The sequence below is a fragment of the Gordonia jacobaea genome, from assembly GCF_965344965.1.
Classification (GTDB): domain Bacteria; phylum Actinomycetota; class Actinomycetes; order Mycobacteriales; family Mycobacteriaceae; genus Gordonia; species Gordonia jacobaea.
Genome location: NZ_CBDRLS010000004.1, coordinates 90,517 through 109,948 on the forward strand (window position 1 = coordinate 90,517; position 19,432 = coordinate 109,948).

Consider the following 19,432-nt stretch of genomic DNA (forward strand, 5'->3'; position numbering starts at 1 on the left):
TCACCTTGGCATCAAGGTTGGAGTTTGTATCCGTTCGAGTCGCGGACACTGCCGGTGAAAATCATGATGGCGTCGACGAAGGCCCAGATCCCGACCGCGGGCAGAATGAAAATGCCGATGAACATGAACATCGTGACCCACCCGACGACCGTCAGCACGAGCTGCGCTGCGCCGATCCCGGTGTATCCGAGGTAGAACCGTCCCGCGCCGAAACTGCCCAAGAACAGTTGAAGTAGACCTGCCGCGACCTTGGACCTGTTCGAGAGGCGCTCACCTGTGAAGGGGTCACGGCCAAAGGGAGCCATCGGGTCTGGGGCGCCGGGGTAACCGGCATGAAATCCGTAACCGGGGGCCGCGTATCCCTGACTTCCATATCCCTGGGCGCCATATCCGGGCGCGCCGTATCCCTGAGCGCCGTAGGCGGGACCGTATTGGGGCGAACCCGGGGTTCCGTACTCGTACGGGAGGGGGAGGAACTGGTCGCCGGAGGCGGCGGGGCCGAACGGTGAGGGAGCGCCGTACGGCGACGAACCGAAAGGCTGCCCGTTGCCGCGGGCCTCCTGGTTCGAATTGTCGGGAAAACTCATGGCGCCAATCCTCGCACGGACCCCTGACAGGTGTCGCTACGCGGTGTAAACGACTTGGCGTTTGTCGGTCGGTTGGCCGACCTCAGGTTGCGCTGCGCTCGTCGTCGATGGCGTCGAACACTGCCTCGACGGTCTGTTCGTCGCCGACGATGTCGGCGCTCTTGCGGCCCTCGGTCATCAGCCTGCGCCAGACCTGGGAGTCGAACTCCATGGGTTCGTTGCGTTCGAGGAACTCCATGACGACCTGCACGAAGCGCTCCGGGTCGTCGTGGAAGGGGAAGTGACCCGAGCCATGGAACGTCGACATCTCGCTGTGGCCGATCGCGGAATGCGCGAGCAGGGCGTGTTCATAGGGGATGACGGTGTCGTCGTCGCCCCAGACGATCAAAACGGGCAGGTACTCGGTCAAATAACATCGGTCCAGCATCGTGATCGATTGCCCTCGCCAGTCGACCACTGCCCGCAGGGTGCGGAGAAACGCCGCAGAGGCGGTGGGCGCCGCGAGGTCGCCGAGGACGCGAAGCAGATCCTCGTGGTCGTTGAGCATGCGCTTGGGTGACAGATCGTGCGGGAGGTCGGGAATTCCCGGCGGCGTCGGCGTCGCGGCGATCACGTTGGCACCAAATCGGAGTGCCGGCAGCACGCCCGGAACCCGTAGCGCTGTGAGCGCGCTGTTGACCAGCGGCAACGTCACCAGCCGGAGAGCGGGGTTGACCTCCCGGCTGACACCGCCCGCCGCCACGAGGACGAGTCGCTCGACAAACCGGGGAAACTGATAGCAGAACTGCATCGCGACGCCACCACCGAGCGAGTGCCCGACGACGGTGACCTTGCTGATTCCCAGCACAACGAGCAGATCGCGCATCCCATTCGCGAACGCGGGGACAGAGTAGTCGGCGCGCGGCTTGTCCGACCGCCCGTGTCCCAGCAGGTCGGGTGCGATGACCGTGTAGTGCTGGGCGAGCATCGGGATGACTTCGTTCCAGGTGGACGAGTTGTCGCCAATACCGTGGATGAGGAGAAGTGCCGGCCCGCTGCCCGCGATCCGATAAGCCCGACGGTAGCCGTGGATGACCTTGTATTCGATGCGCATTTCAGTGTCGGAGACCGGGCGTAGATTCGCAGACGATGAGCCGCCGGAACGTTTGATTCCGCCGACTCGGGTCGGGGCTTCTGACACGACTGACTCCTCGCGTGATCACAACGGCGTGATATCTGGGCTGGCGGCATGTGACCACAACGCCTTCTCTTCGAGTTAACACCCGATAGGCGCTGTCTGCCCACCATGTTGCAGCGAGTTAACGTGAGCGCAAACGAGTGGGCTCGACCACATCGCGGGCGTCAAGGTGTCGATAGGCTTGCGGGCAATGAATCCGTTCGACATCGACGCGTTTCTGACCACGGGCGGGCTCGTCGGGCTGTGTGTGCTGATCTTCATCGAAACCGGACTGCTCATCGGCTTCGTGTTCCCCGGCGACTCGATACTCTTCACCGCGGGTGTCTTCGCTGCTCAGCCAGAACCCTTCGCCCCGCTCTGGCTGCTCTGCGTGGCGGTTCCGTTGGCTGCGATCCTCGGCGATCAGTGTGGGTTCCTGATCGGTCGACGGCTTGGGCGCGGCGTGCTCGAGGGGCGTCTGATGCGCACGATCGGACCGACCTACGTCGAGAGGACGCACCGCTTCTTCGACAGGTTCGGCCCGCTGACGGTGTTCTTCGGTCGATTCATCGGGATCGTGCGCACGTTGACCCCGGTTGTCGCGGGCTTCAGCGGGATGCGCCACTCGGTGTTCACGTTCTTCAGCGTTCTCGGCAGCATCGTCTGGGCGGCGGGCATCATCGTGCTCGGCTATTTTCTCGGCTCCGTCCCGATCATCCGTGATCATCTCGAACTGATCATCGTGGCGTCGGTGCTGACCGTTGTGGTCCCGACGCTCATCGAGGGAACACGACGGTGGCGGGCACTGCGTCGCCTGAAGGCGGCTGATGCGACCGCGACCGACGGCGCGCAGGTCGGCAGCTCAAGGGTAGGTGCCGCAGGGGCCGATAGCCCCCAGGGTGGCCGCGCTGAGAGTGACGATGCGCAAGTCGGCGACTCAGCACTGTCCACTGAAGTGGACAGTGCTGAGGTCGATAGCGCTGAAGTGGATAGCGCAGAGGGTCGCTAGCTCGGCGGTCGAACGCTCGGAGAGCGACTCCTACGTCGACGTCCGGGGGCAGGTGGCCCGGTGTGTAGGGCCGTTGGGGAGGGTCGCTGACCAGCGCCGCGTCGTGGCGGACCCGAGCCCCTCGAAGTTGTTTACACGTTTGTTCGTTCTGAAACGTAAAAATCCGACAGAATGACTTATCCACAAGCACGCGTCGGGGTATCGCCGGGAGGCCCGACGGGTGGCAATATCTCAACGCACAACGCGACGGACGACTGAGGTCAGCGGCGCGGTCGGTTGAGTCACGTACGGAGGCACAGGGGGAGTGCGCGATCAGATGGCAGTGCAACACAACGATTTCGGGCAGCACAACGACTTCGGGCGCAACAAGGATTTAGGGTCGACCAGCGACCAAGCGAAGGTTCCTGCAGCATTTCAAATGTCTTCTGCGCGATCACGATCGGGCGCAATCACGGTGGTGACCACACCTCAGGGTCTGCCAACGCGTGTCCGCATCGACCGATCGCAACTCGAGAAGAGACCCGACGTACTCGCCGGCGAGATCTTGCGACTCTGCAGGCAATCGGCGATGGCTGCCGGTATCCGTTGGCGCGACGAGCTTCTCGAAGCCGGGGCCTCGCGCGACGTCGTCGATGCGATGGGCTTACCGACAGCCGACGACCTCTCCCACGCCGAGCAACTCGACGACGAGCGCGACGACGTTCCGGCGTCGTGGATGCGTCGAGTGTGAGGGGTATGCGATGACGGGTGCAATGGATGAACTCGAAGCGCGAGCACGGGCCCAACTGGGCCACCTCGCCGACTTCGGAGATCGGCTGGCCGCATTGAGCGTGCGGGAGAGTTCGCCAGACGGGCTGGTGACCGCTGAGGTCGACGGCAAGGGGGCGCTCACCGGTCTGTGGCTGGCAGAAGGCGCAAACGACCTCGGCGAGACGCGGCTGGGCGAACAGATTGTCGCTACCGCGCTTCTCGGCGCTCAACGTGCGTTCGCCGCGCGTGCGGCGCTCACCGAAGAGTTCACCGCAGCCTTCGCCGAGCAACTCGAGAGTCGATGACCGACACCGACGCGACGTCGGCAAATTCGATGGAACCTTTCGGGTCGAGTGCCCGTCAGATCCCCGAAGCCCCGAGAACTGCTCGGACTCCGAAAACTGTAAACCTGCAATCGTGCATCAACGAGGGGACCACATGGACAACGTGACGGTGACACCTGAAGTGCTGGAAGGCTTTGCGGTAACCAACGTGGCTATCGGCACGGCGGTTGGCGCGGCGGGCACGATCAATGCCGCTGCGAACACCGCTGCGATGATCGGGGTGTTCGGACTCATCGGCCAAGAGTTCTTGGCAGCTTTCATCACCGCCCAGGCCAACCATCTGGCCGCTGTCGGAAGTCTCGCGGCAGTCCATGCATCGACCGCAGCGAGCACGGTGTCCGCCCTCGCCGAATTCGACGCAAACGACGCGGCCGGCGCTGCAGCAATTCGGTCGGTGCTGTGACCTCGCCGCAACCCACCTCAGGTGGGCCGCACCCGCCCGGCCCGATCGATACATCGCTTCCGGATGTTCCTGCCATCAACGACATGTCGATCCAGGACATGATCGACGCCACGCCACTCGGACCGATCCTCGATCGGCCAGTTGGTGAGGTACTCGCCGGGCTCGGGCTGCCGCCGATTCCTCAGCTCCCGGCGTTGCCGCCCATGCCGGGACTTCCGCCGCTGCTGACGATCGACATCGGCATGCTGCTCAAACCGATCACCGATCTCCTGGGCGGTTTCGGAACCGGCGACCTGTCCGGCGCGCCGCTCGATCCGTCGATGATCTTCGATGGATTGTCGACGGTGCTCGATACCGCGATGTCCACCGCCACACAGGCTCTCGGTGTGCTCGATACGTTGTGGGCAGGTCAGGCGTCGCTGGGTGCGACGACGAAGACGGCGCAGGCAAGTGCCGACAGCGCCGCGCTGTCGACACAGGGCGGGGTGATGTCGATCGACATCCAGGCCGCGGCGGGGATCGTGGCGGCGGGCCTCGCGGCCGTCCAGGGCATCATCGCGGCGACGATCGGCAAGATCGCGGTCCTCGGACCTGGTCTTGTGACGCCGGTCGGTCAGGGCGTCGCGGTCGGATTCGCTACGGAGGGGCTGGCCGAGGCGACTGCGGCGGTTGCGGTGACTCGGGCCCAATTGCTCGGTCCCACAACGCAAATGGTCGTCAACGGCGCGCCGGTCAACGTGACCGCCCCGCCGACTGCCGCAACGTCGGCGGCGCAGTCACCGTTCGCGCTGGCCAGTTCGATCCTCGAGGCGGTCTCGCCGCTCGTGTCCACAGCGACACAACTGCCCTCTACGTTGATGACACCCGTCAGCGAGATGCTCAGCATCGCCTCGGGCGACGGCGTCGACGCCGCCCGGCTCGAACACCTTTCCGCCGGTGGCGGTCCCGATCTCGCGGGACCGGGCGGCGGATCAGGTGACGCAACCGTCGGCGCAGCCGGAATGGGTGCGGGGGCACTGGGAGTCGGGGGTCTGGGCGTTGGGGGCATGGGTGCGGGATCGGCGCCGCTCGGGGCAGCACGGCCGGGAATGTCAGCCGGGATCGGGACCACCGAGCCGGCATCGCTCACTCCGTCGCAGACAACACGGGCGGCCGGTACGGCCGCCGCACCTTTGCCTGCATCGATGGCCCCGATGATGGCTGCAGGCGCGGCGCGCGGGGCGGCGGATGCCGCTGAGCACCACGAGATTCCGGATTACCTCGTCACCGAAGAGCACGGTCAAGAGGTGGTCGGCGAGTCGCGCGAGGTGGCCCCCTCGGTGATCGGCGATCAACCTGATCAACCCGAGCCATCGCCGACCCCGGACATCGAACTTCGCCTCCTGTGGCACGACTCCGACCTGGAGATCGAGCCACGGAGTTGATCAACCTTCTCGCCAACGACCAACGACCAACGACCAACGTCCGAGACACCTGGAGGTGCGCCATGCCCGATCCGAAACTGAGCGTCGATCCTGACGAACTCATCACTGCCGCAAAAGACCTCGACTTGCTGGCCGATCGAGTCGAACGGTCGTTGATCGGTACCACCGACCGGCGGACGGTTGCTCCGGCTGGTAGCGACGAGGTGTCGATCGCGGTCGCGAACTCCTTCGATGCCGTCGCGGGTGGATTCGACGCCGACGCCGCGTCGGGAGTCCTCGAACTACGCAAACTCGCCGCCACATTGCGAGCACAGGCGACCGGTGTCGTCGACGCCGACGACGCAGTCGCACGAGGACTGCGCATCTGAGTGCCGCTACCGCGTCACCCGCAACGGTATTCAGCACGACAGAGCTGCCCTCGAACAACGGTGCAGCAGTGACCCTCTCGGTGGGAAAGGAGAAGTGCAGTGACCGGTTTCACCGGCGTTGTCTGGGACGCACGTACCACTGATCGGCTCGTCTCCGATCTCGCGTCCGGTGTTGGTCCTGCGCCCTTGATCGAGGCGGGGTGCGCGTGGGGTGTCGTTGCGACTGAGATGGGCGACGCGGCAGTCGAATACAGCGTCATCCTGGCGCGGTTGGGCGGATCGTGGCAATCCTCCCATGCGAGCGATGCGCTCGATCGGCTCGCCGCGTTGGGTGGCTGGTTTGCCGATGCGGCTGCGACTGCGGCGTCGAACGCTGTTCTGGCGCAGGGGCAGGGTGCGGCGGCAGCGGTCGCCCGGCTGGCGATGCCCGCTGCGGGGGAGGTCGACCTGGTCGACGGACTCAGCGAGCTTGCGAGGTCGGTGAGTGCGGTCGCGCCCGTCATCACGGGCGCTGCTGCCCATGCCGAGCGTGCTCGACACGATCAGCGCATGCGTGCGGCTCGGGTGATGGAGGCATACGAGCAGGCTGCGATGCCCTCTGCGCAACCGTGGCATGTCGATCGCCGCGCACCGCTGCTGGTCTCCGATGCCGCGCTGCTTGCCGAGCAGTCGGCGGCCCGCAGCGCGGCGGACGCCGCAAAGGCGCAGCGCCAGACGGGGACGCCGCAGATAGGAACACCGCAGACCGGGGCAACGCAGGTAGGCGGGGGCGGAATGCCGTTCGCGACCATGGCGCCAGCACCGGTCACAACCGGGTACGCGGCGACGACCCTCGCGTCGGCTCCGCAGGCCGCGGCCGCCGCTGCGCCGACACCGACGCAACGGCCAGTGTCGCCAGAGTCGATGCCACCGCCCGTCGCCCCCGCGGTTGCCGCGACGAACGAGCAGCGTGTGTCTCGCCCGGTATCCGTAGCCGCCGTTTCCGGCGAGCCCATCGGCGGCGCCGGGATTGCCCACGAGGCGCCGGCCACCTGGGCTGAGGCGGGCGTGGCGGTCACTTCGCAGGTGACGATCGACTCCGACGCCGAATCCGGCTCGTCGACAATAGATCCCGCCTATCTCGAGCAGACTCTTCGCCTCGGGGAGGTGTCGACGCGATGATCTGGACAGCAACTCGCGGTGGACGAGTGGATGTCGCGACACTGCGCAGAGTCGGTATGCGGCTCGGGGTTACCACCTGGCCGGTTGTCCTCGACCTGTTCGCCATCGACGACGACGCCGAGCGTGCGCGCGCCGCGGACATTGTGGCCGACTCCCGTATCGCAGAGCTTCGACTCATCGACGACCTCGGCGATCCAGCGCCGTGGCTTGTGGCGGCGTTGCGAGTACTCGCCCGGCCTGAGCGAGAGTTGGAGATACGAACATTCACCGAATCCGACACCATCCGTGGGTGTCTCGCGCGGCGCGACGGCGAGCATGTCTTTGCGGTCAGGCGCGGCGACACCATCGACATCACGGTCGTGGAACTCAACGACGGTGCCGGAATCTCGGCGCTGGTACGTCGGCATTGCACGGATCGCGGTGACGACGGAAGAGCTGACCGGTCCGTAGTGCCCGCGGAGCCGCTCGAATTCGGTGCACTCGCGTGTCCGTGCGACGAACTCGCAGATCGCCTGGGGCGCTGTCTGACCACCGGGGAGGTTGCGCGAACACTGACGCGATTGGGTATGCCGCCGAGCGATTCCGGCACTGTGGCACGTGCTTTCGCGACTATCGAGCGTCGTACAGAGATCGTCGCGGTCTCCCGGCGCGACGGCCTGCTCACGCAGTCCCCGGGAGCGCTCGGCGTCATCGACACGTCTCGCGGTCGAATCATCGCCGGTCCCAGTAGATCTCCCGACGGCAGGGTGTGGACCACGCTGTCGCCGGGTTCGGGTCATCGCATCGGCCAGGCAGTAGGTCTGCTGATCGAGACCCTTCCCGACGGCTGGTGGTCCCGGTGAACTCCGGGCCATACGTGCGGGAAGCGACATCGGAACCGATTCCGATCGTCGTGCACACCAGCGGTATCTGAGTCGCGGATACCGCGAGGCACCGTGATTCGGTGCTCAACCACAGGAGGATCAGGATGCTCAATCTCGGTGACAACAGCGGGGGAGCGGTCAAGGTCGACGTCGAATCGGCAATGGCCACAACGAAATCGGTTGCGGGGGTGGTCGCGGACATGCAGGAGACCATCGGTCGCATCGCACGGGCGTCGTCGAACGGCGCGGCGTCGTGGCAGGGCAAGGCGTCGGCGGCCTTCACCGATACCCACGCCGACTGGAACTCGTCGGCATTGGCGTTGCACAACGCGCTCGACGACATCCGGAACAAGCTCAGCAGCGGCTTCGCCGGCTACGAAGACAACGATGCCCAGGTCGCGAGTGGGTTCCAGCCGGGAGGTGTGCGGCTCTGACGTAGCCGCCACGACCAAACCATCTCGGACACAACGATATTCACGTTCGACACAACCACGCTCGAAAGCATTGGCCTCGAGCGATAAGAAGGGAAATCCAGACATGGGACAGATCGAATACAACTTCGCGGGTCTCGGCGACCTCAGCGGCAATCTCCAGTCGGAGTTCGCGCGCCTGAGCGACCTCGCCGACGAACTCAAGCGGCAGGTCCACTCGCTCGACGGGAGCTGGACGTCGACCACGGCCAAGGCGTCGTATGAACAGGCGCAGGCGAACTGGGACCGCATCTTCCTCCAGTCGCGCGATCAGCTGTTCGGCCTCCACCGCGGCGTGCAGAACGCGTCGAACACGATGTCGGAGCTCGACGGGGCGATCGGGCGCGGTTTCGGTTCCATCTGAATGCGGCCGTCCTGAAAGGTGCGTCCTGACTGGGGGAGGCGGGGCGGTGTGGGGCCTGCGTGGTCCCACACCCACCCGCGTGAAACTCCGGCATGTTCGGTGCGGCGTAGTCGGTTAGAGTCTCAGGCGACAAGAGGCTCCGGCGACGCCTGTTCGACGGACGGGCAGTGGCGTCGATGGCAGGAGGCGTCGATGGCAGGAGGCGTCGATGGAAGGACAACACGGTGTCGGCTGAAGGTTCGAAGAAGGCAATTCTCGCGGCGCTCGCTGCAAACGCCGGTATCGCTGTGGCCAAGTTCGTCGGATTCGCGATCACGGGATCGTCGTCGATGCTCGCCGAGGGTGTGCACTCGGTCGCAGACACCAGCAACCAGGGACTGTTATTGCTCGGGCAGAAGCGCGCGAGCCAGGAAGCCGACCAGCTTCATCCCTTCGGTTACGGGCGCGCTCGATACTTCTATTCGTTCGTCGTGGCGTTGGTGATCTTCACGCTCGGTTCGATGTTCGCGATCTACGAGGGCATCGAGAAGATCACGCACGCCGACGATCACGGCCTCGAATCGCCGATCGTCGCGATCGTCATCTTGCTTGTCGCCATCTGCCTCGAGGGCTACAGCTTCACGACTGCGATGCGCGAGTCGCGACCTCTCAAAGGACGTGCGTCGTGGTGGCGTTTCATCCGCAACTCGAGGAACCCGGAACTCCCGGTGGTTCTGCTCGAAGACACCGGTGCGCTGATCGGCCTCGTGTTGGCGTTGCTCGGCGTCGGGCTGACCATGATCACGGGTAATGCGGTGTGGGACGGCATCGGAACGCTGGCGATCGGCGTCCTGCTCGGCGTCATCGCGATCGTGCTGATCATCGAGATGAAGAGCCTTCTGATCGGAGAGGGCGCGACGGTGGAGGAGGAGGCTGCCCTACGCGAAGCGCTTGAATCCGGTGGGGTCGACCGCGTGATCCACATGAAGACCCAGTATCTCGGGCCAGACGAACTCCTCGTCGCCGCCAAGATCGCGATCCCGGCGGGCACAGATGTCGTGGCGGTCGCGCACACCATCGACGACGCTGAGGCAAGAATCCGTACTGCCGTACCACAAGCGAGGATCATCTACCTCGAGCCCGACATCGATCGCGGGTCGGCTCAACCCGGTGCTGATCGAGCAGACACGTCTTCGCGTTAAGCCCTCACATTCCCGGCATTGTCGGTAGCGTGTGAATCCGCGATAACCGAAATGCCGGTTGCGTGAGAACACCGTCGAGTCGGGGGATGACAGTCCACTCCGATCCTGCGTCGCTCGAGAAGCGGACGATGCGTCGACGATGCTGACCTGACAGTGCTGACCAGATATGCAGGGGAGAACCACTGATGGCCAATGCGTTCACACGCACCAAGTCTGTCGAGCAGTCGATGGCCGACACCGACGAGCCAGACCACAAACTCCGCAAGGACCTGACGTGGCGGGACCTGCTCGTCTTCGGCGTCTCGGTGGTGATCGGTGCAGGCATCTTCACGATCACCGTGTCGACTGCCGGAGACAAAGCGGGACCCGCGATCTCGCTGTCGTTCATCATGGCAGCGATCACCTGCGCGCTGGCGGCGCTGTGTTACGCCGAGTTCGCGTCGACCGTTCCCGTTGCGGGGTCTGCATATACGTTCGGCTACGCCACATTCGGTGAGTTCCTTGCCTGGATTCTCGGCTGGGATCTGATCCTCGAGTTCGCGGTCGGTGCGGCTGTGGTGTCGAAGGGGTGGTCGAGCTACCTCGGCAGCGTGTTCGGCTTCTCCGGCGGAACCGTTGAAGTCGGCTCACACACCATCGACTGGGGTGCGATCCTCATCGTCGCGGGCGTGACGACGCTGCTCGCCATCGGCACCAAGCTGTCGTCGCGTGTGAGCGCGGTGATCACCGCTATCAAGGTCGGCGTCGTGCTGCTCGTCATCGTCGTCGGCTTCTTCTACATCAAGACTGCCAACTACCAACCCTTCGTGCCGCCTGCCGAACACGCGGCAGGTGAAAAGGCTTCTGTCGATTCGACGCTCTTCTCTCTGATGACCGGAGGCGGCGACTCGTCCTACGGGTGGTACGGCGTGCTCGCCGCGGCGTCGATCGTGTTCTTCGCGTTCATCGGATTCGACGTCGTCGCCACCACCGCGGAGGAAACCCGCAATCCGCGCAAGGACGTTCCGCGGGGCATTCTCGGGTCGTTGCTGATCGTCACCGTGCTCTACGTGCTCGTCACGATCGTCGTCACCGGCATGGCGAGCTACAAGCAGCTCGCAAGCAGCGGTGGTGACTCCAAGAACCTCGCTGACGTCTTCGCGTTGAACGGGGTCACCTGGGCAGAGAAGGTGATCGCGATCGGCGCGCTGGCAGGCTTGACGACCGTCGTCATGGTCCTGATGCTCGGCCAGTCACGAGTCGCGTTCGCGATGTGCCGCGACGGTCTGCTGCCGCGCGGTCTGGCCAAGACAAGTCCGCGGTTCGGAACCCCCGTGCGTTTGACCGTTCTCATCGGCGTCGTGGTCGCCGTGGTTGCGGGCTTCTTCCCGATCAACAAGCTCGAGGAGATGGTCAACGTCGGAACGCTCTTCGCGTTCATCGTCGTTGCCGCGGGTGTCTTGGTGTTGCGTCGGACCAGGCCCGACCTCGAACGTGGGTTCACCGTGCCGGGAGGGCCGATCATTCCGGTGCTCGCGATCCTGGCGTGCCTGTGGTTGATGCTGAACCTGTCGGCGCTGACATGGATTCGCTTCGTGATCTGGATGGCCATCGGCGTGGCGATCTACCTGCTCTACGGAATGCGGCATTCGATGGTCGGCAAGCGAGAGCGCGGCGAGGTCGAAGGAGTTGCCGTCCACAAGCAGGCGTGAGCCTCGCCGTCGCGGGACCACGGGCACCCCGTTGCTCGCTCCCGAGGTGTGGCCAGCCTCAGCAGTGTCTGAAGTGTTAGATAGCCTCGTAGGGGAGTGACTCCCGGTTGCGCATCGCGCGTACCCGCTCAATCGGTCGTCGGCGAACAGTCGGCGCGACACCTCACACAGGCGCGTGCCCAGCGGCACACATCGGTGACATGCGATTTCACGGACAAGGGGATGACATGACCATGGTGCAGAACGAGGCACCTCAGGTGGACACCAAGAACGGCATCGACTACAAGGTCGCCGACCTGTCGCTTGCCGAGTTCGGCCGCAAGGAGATCGGGCTCGCCGAGCACGAGATGCCGGGCCTGATGTCGCTGCGTCGCGAATACGCTGACGTCGCGCCGCTGAAGGGTGCGCGCATCTCCGGTTCGCTGCACATGACAGTGCAGACCGCAGTGCTGATCGAGACCCTCGTCGCGCTCGGCGCGCAGGTTCGGTGGGCGTCGTGCAACATCTTCTCCACCCAGGACCATGCCGCAGCCGCGATCGTCGTCGGGCCGCACGGCACCGTCGACGAGCCGAAGGGTGTTCCGGTCTTCGCCTGGAAGGGCGAGACACTCGAGGAGTACTGGTGGGCTGCGGAGCAGATGCTCACCTGGCCCGACGAGCCCGCGAACATGATCCTCGACGACGGCGGCGACGCCACCATGCTCGTCTTGCGCGGTGCGCAGTTCGAGCAGGCGGGTGTGGTCCCGCCAGCAGACGACGACGATCCCGCCGAGTACAAGGTGTTCCTCGAACTGCTGCGTGCCACTTTCGCCGAGGACAAGACCAAGTGGACGAAGATTGCCGAGTCGGTCAAGGGCGTTACCGAGGAGACAACCACGGGTGTCCTGCGGCTCTACCAGTTCGCTGCTGCCGGTGAACTGTCGTTCCCCGCGATCAACGTCAACGACTCGGTCACCAAGAGCAAGTTCGACAACAAGTACGGCACACGCCACTCGCTGATCGACGGAATCAACCGCGGCACCGACGTCCTCATCGGCGGCAAGAAGGTGCTGATCTGCGGCTACGGAGACGTCGGCAAGGGTTGCGCTGAGTCGCTCGCAGGGCAGGGCGCTCGCGTGCAGGTCACCGAGATCGATCCGATCAACGCACTGCAGGCGCTCATGGACGGATTCGACGTCGTCACCGTCGAGCAGGCGATCGGCGACGCCGACATCGTCGTCACGTCGACGGGCAACAAGGACATCATCCTGCTCGAGCACATGAAGAAGATGAAGAACCAGGCCATCCTCGGCAACATCGGTCACTTCGACAACGAGATCGACATGGCAGGCCTGGAGAACTCGGGCGCGACCCGGATCAACATCAAGCCGCAGGTCGACCAGTGGATCTTCGGCGACGGCAAGTCCATCCTCGTTCTGAGCGAGGGCCGACTGCTCAACCTCGGCAACGCGACGGGCCACCCGTCGTTCGTGATGAGCAACAGCTTCTCCAACCAGGTGATCGCGCAGATCGAGCTGTGGACCAAGAACAACGAGTACGACAACGAGGTCTACCGACTGCCCAAGCATCTCGACGAGAAGGTCGCGAAGATCCACGTCGAGGCGCTCGGTGGCACTCTGACCAAGCTCACCAAGGAGCAGGCGGAGTACATCAACGTCGACGTCGAGGGTCCGTACAAGCCCGAGCACTACCGCTACTGATCGGTCCGCTCGCGACCCACCAGGGGTGATGCGAGCCGGAACCGACCGATACGAGCCGGGGGCGTCGACAGCAGTTGTCGACGCCCCCGGCTCGTTGTGTGAGCGGTGCGCTCGCGTGCCTTACGTGCTGAACGAGGGCTCGGCGTTGGGGCAGAAGTACCAGGTGCCCTTCTCGTTGCTGAACGTCGCCTTGGCGGTCTTGGTCTGGGTGGCTCGGACGCCGTCGGTCACGTGGGTGTCGACGAGCGACCGCGCGACGTCGCCGCTGACGAGTACGGCCGACATGCCGTCGAGCACCACGGTGCCCCTGCCCTGAGGTGCCCGAACCTGGTCGCGCAGCCCGGCGCATGTCGCGGCCTTGATCTGATCCAGGTTGCCCGAGTTGTATGCGTCGAGGTAGCGCTGCATCGCCGCACGGACCGCCACGGCTTGCTTGTCATTTGCGGGCGCGTCGGCAGAGTCGTCGTTCGGGCCGCCCTGCGTGCCCGCACCACCCTGATCAGAATCGCCGGGTGCAGTCTGTCCGGGCGACGCGGTCGCAACCGTCGATGTCGAACCGGTGCTGATCGACGTGAGAGCGACGACGAGCACCACGCCGAGGGCCAGGATCACAACGACACCCGCCACGATTCCCGCGACCAGGCCCCGATTCAGAGTGGACTTGGTGGTCTGCATCTGCGCGAACGGTGAATCCCACCCGGGCGGCGCGGCCTGCTGCAGTCCCGGATGCTGTGCGCCTGGATGCGGTCCCTGAAATGTGGGGCCCGCCGGGTACGCGGGTCCTCCCGGGTACGGCTGTGCACCCGAGTATGGCTGGGCGCCCGGGTACGGTTGCGGCGCCGATGGATGCTGCTGCGAAGTCGGGTACTGCCCCTGGGGCGGCGGTGTGCCGCGTCCCGGTACGGGCGGGTAGGTCATGTGGCTCCTTGGCCGATGGTGTCGTCTTCGACGTTATCGAAGAGGTGAGCGGCCGCCCCAGAACCGTCATTCACTGGTGCAGTCATTCGAGCATCAGACGCGCAACGAGGCCTGCTGGTTCCACCGAATCTGCAGAATCTGTGCCGACCTCGATCCACGGCGACGCCCAGCTCTGCTCGGCAAGCTGTCGATACACGGAGTCGACGCGCATCTGCAGGTCGTCGTCGCGCTCGTATGCGTCACGTGCCCGCGACGGGTCGATTGCCGCACGCGAGCGTGCGCGTTGCATCGCGACGGTCGCGGGCACTCCGAGCAGCAGGTGCTGGTCGGGGACGGGAACGTCGAATCTGCCGAACTCGAGGTCGGCGACCCAGCGCACGACGTCTCCGGATGCGTCCTGTCGCAGTCGCCCCGCGCTGTAGGCGGCATTCGACGCGACGTATCTGTCGAGGATCACGACGTCGGATTCGGTGAGTGCCGTGCGGATCTGTGTTGCGGCGTCGGCGCGGTCGAGCGCGAAGAGCAGCGCCATGGCGTTGACGCTCTGACGCAGATCGCCATGCTCGCCGTGCAATGCTTCCGACGCGACATCGGCGAAAACCGACGAGCCGTATCGCGGGAATGTGAAGGTCGACACTGCGGCGCCTCGTCGTGTCAACTCGTCGACCACGCCGGTGACCAGCGTGTTCTTTCCTGCGCCGTCCAGCCCCTCCACCGCGATGAGTACTCCCACGATCGCATGGTAGGCGGGGAGGCGGTGAGAACGCGCGAGCGCGCGTCGGCGCGTCAATCACGACGGTTCGATCACGGAAGTGTCACCATTGAAGTCATGAAGCCTCGCATCCTCGTGGTCGACGACGACGCCGCGCTCGCCGAAATGCTGACGATTGTGTTGCGGGGCGAAGGTTTCGAACCCTTCGTCGTCTCCGACGGAACGCAGGCGTTGACCGCGGTTCGAGAGGTTCGTCCCGACCTCGTCCTCCTCGACCTCATGCTCCCCGGGATGAACGGGATCGACGTGTGTCGTGTGTTGCGGGCCGATTCGGGTGTGCCGATCGTGATGCTGACAGCGAAGTCCGACACCGTCGACGTCGTGCTCGGGCTCGAGTCGGGTGCCGACGACTACATGGTCAAGCCGTTCAAGCCCAAGGAACTCGTCGCGCGGGTGCGTGCGCGCCTGCGTCGCAACGACGAGGAGCCGGCCGAATTGCTCTCGATCGGCCCGGTGGAGATCGATGTGCCCGCACACAAGGTCACTCGTGACGGTGTGCCCATTTCGCTGACGCCACTCGAGTTCGATCTCCTGGTGGCGCTCGCCCGCAAACCACGCCAGGTGTTCACCCGTGATGTGCTGCTCGAGCAGGTGTGGGGATACCGGCATCCGGCGGACACTAGACTCGTCAACGTGCATGTCCAGCGTCTACGCGCCAAGGTCGAGACCGACCCGGAGAATCCCGAGGTCGTCCTGACGGTGAGGGGGGTCGGCTACAAGGCCGGCCCGCCGTGATCGGTCGTTCTCGACGTCGCGTCAACAGCACTCTCGGTCGGTTCACCCGCGCGGCAGGCGGCGTAGGCCGGACATTCGGCCGCATGTGGCGGCGTTCGCTCCAGTTGCGCGTCGTCGTATCGACGCTGGCGTTGTCGTTCGTCGTGCTCCTCATCCTCGGGTTCGTGCTGATGAGTCAGATCACCGACCGGCTTCTCGAGGTCAAGTTGGGTGCCGCGACCGAAGAGGTCGAGCGTGCGCGTGTTGCCGTCGAACGCGATCTCGCGAGCGGCGACGGCAATACCTCCGTGCAGAACCGGCTCCGGCAGACGAGGTCGTTGCTGACCGACCGCGACGTCGACACCAGCCAGACGTCGGGAACTGTCGGCACCTTCGACAGTGTGCTCATCGTTCCGCGATCGGGCAGCGACGGTTCGCAGTTCGGCGTCGGCCCTATTTCGGAAATTCCGCGCAACCTGCGCGACATGGTTCAGGGCGGACAGGTCGCCTATCAGTACACGCGCGTCGCCGACGGTACCGGCGGATCGATCCCCGCGCTGGTCATCGGCACACCGACCAACTCGTCGGTTCCCGGGCTCGAGCTCTACCTCGTGTTTCCGCTGACCACCGAGCAGAACACGGTCGATCTGGTGCGTGGCACGCTGCTCACCGGCGGCGTTGTGCTGCTCGGCCTGCTGGCGGCCATCGCGTGGTTGGTATCGCGGCAGGCCGTGATGCCTGTGCGCTCGGCGTCGAGGATCGCCGTCCGCTTCGCCGATGGGCGCCTCAAGGAACGAATGCCGGTGCGCGGCGAGGACGATATGGCCCGCTTGGCCATGTCGTTCAACGATATGGCTGAGAGTCTGTCCAAGCAGATCACCCACCTCGAGGAGTTCGGTGGCCTCCAGCGACAGTTCACCTCAGACGTCAGCCACGAATTGCGCACACCGCTGACCACCGTTCGTATGGCCAGCGACGTGCTCTACGAGGGCCGCGACGACCTCGACCCCGTGCGCAAGCGATCCGTCGAGCTACTCGACAAAGAACTCGACCGGTTCGAGACGTTGCTCAACGAGCTCCTCGAGATCTCCCGACACGACGCCGGAATGGCCGAACTCGCCGCGGAACGGATGGACATGGCCATCCCGATCGACGGAGCGCTCGCGACGGTCTCGCACCTCGCCTCCGACACGGGAACCGAGATCATCCTCGATCTTCCGGCCGAACCGGTCATCGCCGAGATCGACCCACGCCGCGTGGAACGCATTCTGCGCAACCTACTCGCCAACGCCATCGACCACGGCGAACGCAAACCCATCACGCTCACCATGCGATCCGACGGCGACGCCGTTGCCATCACGGTGCGTGACCAGGGCATCGGGCTACGCCCCGGCGAGGAGAAACTCGTGTTCAACCGCTTCTGGCGGTCCGACCCGTCGAGGTTCCGTCGGTCGGGTGGCACCGGGCTCGGTCTCGCGATCAGCATCGAGGATGCCCGCCTGCACCAGGGGCGTCTCGACGCGTGGGGCGAGCCCGGTAAGGGTGCGTGCTTCCGACTGACCATCCCGTTGATCCGTGGACACAAGGTTCTCGGCAGCCCGCTGCCGCTCAAACCGGTCGGCCAGCCGGTCCGCAGTCTGCCCGCGAAGTCGTCGACGAGGACGAGTGCCACGCGACTCGACGACGCCGGGACGTCTGACGCCGGGACATCTGACGCCGACGACAGTCATGACGCCGACGCCGGGCCGGATACCGACGACAGGTCCGACGCGAGCGACAGGGAGCAACGGTGAACGCGCGCGTCCACGCCGCTACGTCACGACGACTCGCCGCACTGGTCGGGCTGCTGGTGATGGCGATTGTGCTCGCGGCCTGTGGCGGCGTGCCCGACAATTCGTCGCCCCAGCCCATCGAATCCTTCAAGCGCGAGGGACCTACGAACGCGGTTCCGGTTCCGCAGTCGGATATGGATCCCGAGGCTTTGGTACGTGCGTTTTTGGAAGCCACGGCGTCGCCGACGGATGGGCATGCGGCCGCCCGCCGATTCCTGACGGCACCGTCGTCGCAGCAGTGGGACGAGCGCGGCGACGCCATCATCCTCGACGAGATCAACACGTTCGTCGATCAGCGCAGCCAGAATTCGGTGCGCATGCGTCTGGTCGGCGACAACGTCGGAGTGCTCAAGTCCAACGGGCAACTACTGCCCGCAAGCGGGCGGGTCGAGACCACGATCAGTCTTGTTCGCGTGGGGGAGCAGTGGCTGATCGACGGCCCACTGCCTAACGGCGCGATGATCGACAGGAGCCGGTTCGTCGCGACCTACCGTTCGGTGTCGCTGTACTTCACCGATCGCACCCATCAGCACCTGGTGTCGGACCCGCGGTGGTTGTACGGAAACCAGGACGCCGACCCGACGGTCCTGCTCAACAGGTTGATCGAAGGCCCGGCAGAGGACCTCGCATCCGGCGTCGACAACGGCTTTCCGTCGGGGTCGGCGCTGCGCGGGCAGGCCGCGCAGATCTCCGGCGGCGGTGTTCGCGTCGAACTGACCGGCCTCGGAACCCTCGGAGTTCGCGACCGAACATCGCTTGCCGCGCAGATCATCTGGACCCTCAACGCCGCGGACATCGGTGGACCGTATGTGATCAACGCAGACGGAGCGCCGCTCGTCCCGGAGCGCAGCGCCGGATGGCAGCCCGCCGACGTCAAAGCGTTCGACCCGCTCGCGACGCCAACCACCGATGTCGGGCTCAACATCGTGCGCGACGGAGCGCTGCTCAAGGTCACCGACACCGGGACCACGCCGTCGGGCGGATCGCTGGGTACCAGCCGCGACGTCCGCTCGGCGTCGATTTCTTCCGATGGCAAGGCGGTGACGGCGGTCGTCGCCTCCCGCGGCGGACCCGGCTTGCAACTGGTGTTGGGGACGTATGGCGGTGAAGTCTCCCCGCTCACCTCGGGTACGTCGATCACGCGTCCATCGTTCGGGGGAAACCAGGGGAACGACGCCGTGTGGGCGGTCGTCGACGGCAAACCTGTTCGCGTTGTGCGCGATTCCCAGAACTCCGGTCAGGTGGTGTCGACGGTCGACGAGGCGTCGATCGCGACGATTGCCCGTGGCCCGATCACCGAATTACAGGTGTCGCCCGACGGTGTCCGTGTCGCACTCATCGTCGGCGGACAGGTGCTGCTGGCGGTCATCGCGACCAACGAGGACGGCCAGGTCACTCTGGCCAACCCGCGGATCGCCGCGTACAACGTCGGCAATCAGGCCGTGTCGCTGTCGTGGGCCACGTCGTCGACTCTCATGGTCGCCCGCGATGCCTCAGACTCCCCGGTGGTGCAGTTGCCGATCAACGGTGCTCCCGCGTCCGGCTTGATCAGCGGAAACGTGGCACCGCCCGTCCGGGCGGTCACCGCAGATGCCAGCAACGTGTACATCGGTGACCAACGCGGGATATTGCGTCTCGGCAGCACCAACGGACAGCCCGATCAGTATTGGACAGAGGTCGAGCCCGCCATGTCGCCGACCGCGATCCCCGTGCTGCCCTGAGCCT

General features: G+C 65.2%; 20 protein-coding genes. 16 read left to right on the top strand and 4 right to left on the bottom strand.

What is annotated here, in order from left to right:
- Positions 1 to 11: 11 nt before the first annotated feature.
- Together ACRVY7_RS14505 and ACRVY7_RS14510 are read right to left on the bottom strand one after the other, a co-directional pair.
- Positions 12 to 587, bottom strand: coding sequence for a TM2 domain-containing protein (locus ACRVY7_RS14505; RefSeq protein WP_431817573.1), 576 nt, complete (start codon positions 585 to 587; stop codon positions 12 to 14).
- 82 nt (positions 588 to 669) lie between these two features.
- Complete coding sequence (locus tag ACRVY7_RS14510) at positions 670 to 1,680, bottom strand: alpha/beta fold hydrolase (protein ID WP_431817867.1); 1,011 nt, start codon at positions 1,678 to 1,680, stop codon at positions 670 to 672.
- Between the two features lie 274 nt (positions 1,681 to 1,954).
- On the opposite strand from ACRVY7_RS14510, the gene ACRVY7_RS14515 reads away from it, so the two are divergent.
- From ACRVY7_RS14515 to ahcY, 13 genes are all read left to right on the top strand, one after another.
- Positions 1,955 to 2,752, top strand: coding sequence for a DedA family protein (locus ACRVY7_RS14515; RefSeq protein WP_431817574.1), 798 nt, complete (start codon positions 1,955 to 1,957; stop codon positions 2,750 to 2,752).
- Positions 2,753 to 3,056: 304 nt separating this feature from the next.
- Positions 3,057 to 3,482: a hypothetical protein gene (locus ACRVY7_RS14520; protein ID WP_431817575.1), complete on the top strand. Its 426-nt coding sequence runs from the start codon at positions 3,057 to 3,059 to the stop codon at positions 3,480 to 3,482.
- Between the two features lie 10 nt (positions 3,483 to 3,492).
- The gene (locus tag ACRVY7_RS14525; protein WP_431817576.1) at positions 3,493 to 3,807 is read left to right on the top strand and encodes a YbaB/EbfC family nucleoid-associated protein; all 315 of its coding nucleotides are present in this window, start codon (positions 3,493 to 3,495) and stop codon (positions 3,805 to 3,807) included.
- Positions 3,808 to 3,940: 133 nt separating this feature from the next.
- The gene (locus ACRVY7_RS14530; protein ID WP_431817577.1) at positions 3,941 to 4,249 is read left to right on the top strand and encodes a type VII secretion target; all 309 of its coding nucleotides are present in this window, start codon (positions 3,941 to 3,943) and stop codon (positions 4,247 to 4,249) included.
- On the top strand, positions 4,246 to 5,673 hold the full coding sequence (locus tag ACRVY7_RS14535; RefSeq protein ID WP_431817578.1) for a hypothetical protein: 1,428 nt from the start codon (positions 4,246 to 4,248) through the stop codon (positions 5,671 to 5,673). The genes ACRVY7_RS14530 and ACRVY7_RS14535 overlap by 4 nt, the downstream gene beginning before the upstream one ends.
- 62 nt (positions 5,674 to 5,735) lie before the next feature.
- The gene (locus ACRVY7_RS14540; RefSeq protein WP_431817579.1) at positions 5,736 to 6,041 is read left to right on the top strand and encodes a PE family protein; all 306 of its coding nucleotides are present in this window, start codon (positions 5,736 to 5,738) and stop codon (positions 6,039 to 6,041) included.
- A gap of 99 nt (positions 6,042 to 6,140) precedes the next feature.
- On the top strand, positions 6,141 to 7,202 hold the full coding sequence (locus tag ACRVY7_RS14545) for a PPE domain-containing protein (protein WP_431817580.1): 1,062 nt from the start codon (positions 6,141 to 6,143) through the stop codon (positions 7,200 to 7,202).
- On the top strand, positions 7,199 to 8,044 hold the full coding sequence (locus ACRVY7_RS14550; RefSeq protein ID WP_049698891.1) for an ESX secretion-associated protein EspG: 846 nt from the start codon (positions 7,199 to 7,201) through the stop codon (positions 8,042 to 8,044). Before ACRVY7_RS14545 ends, ACRVY7_RS14550 begins: the two co-directional genes overlap by 4 nt.
- Before the next feature lie 125 nt (positions 8,045 to 8,169).
- Positions 8,170 to 8,499 (top strand): WXG100 family type VII secretion target, encoded by a 330-nt coding sequence (locus tag ACRVY7_RS14555; protein WP_049698892.1) that lies wholly within the window; start codon positions 8,170 to 8,172, stop codon positions 8,497 to 8,499.
- Positions 8,500 to 8,602: 103 nt separating this feature from the next.
- On the top strand, positions 8,603 to 8,899 hold the full coding sequence (locus tag ACRVY7_RS14560; RefSeq protein WP_049698893.1) for a WXG100 family type VII secretion target: 297 nt from the start codon (positions 8,603 to 8,605) through the stop codon (positions 8,897 to 8,899).
- 224 nt (positions 8,900 to 9,123) lie between these two features.
- Positions 9,124 to 10,080, top strand: a complete 957-nt coding sequence (locus ACRVY7_RS14565; RefSeq protein ID WP_431817581.1) for a cation diffusion facilitator family transporter — start codon at positions 9,124 to 9,126, stop codon at positions 10,078 to 10,080.
- Positions 10,081 to 10,265: 185 nt separating this feature from the next.
- Positions 10,266 to 11,771 carry an APC family permease gene (locus tag ACRVY7_RS14570; RefSeq protein WP_431817582.1) on the top strand — a complete coding sequence of 502 codons (1,506 nt, stop codon included), beginning with the start codon at positions 10,266 to 10,268 and terminating at the stop codon, positions 11,769 to 11,771.
- 227 nt (positions 11,772 to 11,998) lie between these two features.
- Complete coding sequence (ahcY, locus tag ACRVY7_RS14575; protein WP_049698896.1) at positions 11,999 to 13,471, top strand: adenosylhomocysteinase; 1,473 nt, start codon at positions 11,999 to 12,001, stop codon at positions 13,469 to 13,471.
- A 120-nt stretch (positions 13,472 to 13,591) separates the two neighbouring features.
- Here ahcY and ACRVY7_RS14580 read toward each other — a convergent pair whose 3' ends face one another.
- Both ACRVY7_RS14580 and ACRVY7_RS14585 read right to left on the bottom strand, forming a co-directional pair.
- Entirely contained in the window at positions 13,592 to 14,389 is a 798-nt protein-coding gene (locus tag ACRVY7_RS14580; protein ID WP_431817583.1) for a hypothetical protein, read from the bottom strand.
- A gap of 82 nt (positions 14,390 to 14,471) precedes the next feature.
- Positions 14,472 to 15,122, bottom strand: coding sequence for a dTMP kinase (locus ACRVY7_RS14585; RefSeq protein ID WP_431817584.1), 651 nt, complete (start codon positions 15,120 to 15,122; stop codon positions 14,472 to 14,474).
- Between the two features lie 96 nt (positions 15,123 to 15,218).
- Here ACRVY7_RS14585 and mtrA point away from each other — a divergent pair, with 96 nt between their 5' ends.
- The 3 genes from mtrA to lpqB are packed head-to-tail and all read left to right on the top strand — an operon-like array spanning position 15,219 to position 19,428.
- Positions 15,219 to 15,896, top strand: coding sequence for an MtrAB system response regulator MtrA (mtrA, locus tag ACRVY7_RS14590; protein ID WP_005170551.1), 678 nt, complete (start codon positions 15,219 to 15,221; stop codon positions 15,894 to 15,896).
- On the top strand, positions 15,893 to 17,668 hold the full coding sequence (gene mtrB, locus ACRVY7_RS14595) for an MtrAB system histidine kinase MtrB (protein WP_331436155.1): 1,776 nt from the start codon (positions 15,893 to 15,895) through the stop codon (positions 17,666 to 17,668). Before mtrA ends, mtrB begins: the two co-directional genes overlap by 4 nt.
- A gap of 59 nt (positions 17,669 to 17,727) precedes the next feature.
- The gene (gene lpqB, locus ACRVY7_RS14600; RefSeq protein ID WP_431817868.1) at positions 17,728 to 19,428 is read left to right on the top strand and encodes an MtrAB system accessory lipoprotein LpqB; all 1,701 of its coding nucleotides are present in this window, start codon (positions 17,728 to 17,730) and stop codon (positions 19,426 to 19,428) included.
- Positions 19,429 to 19,432: the final 4 nt, after the last annotated feature.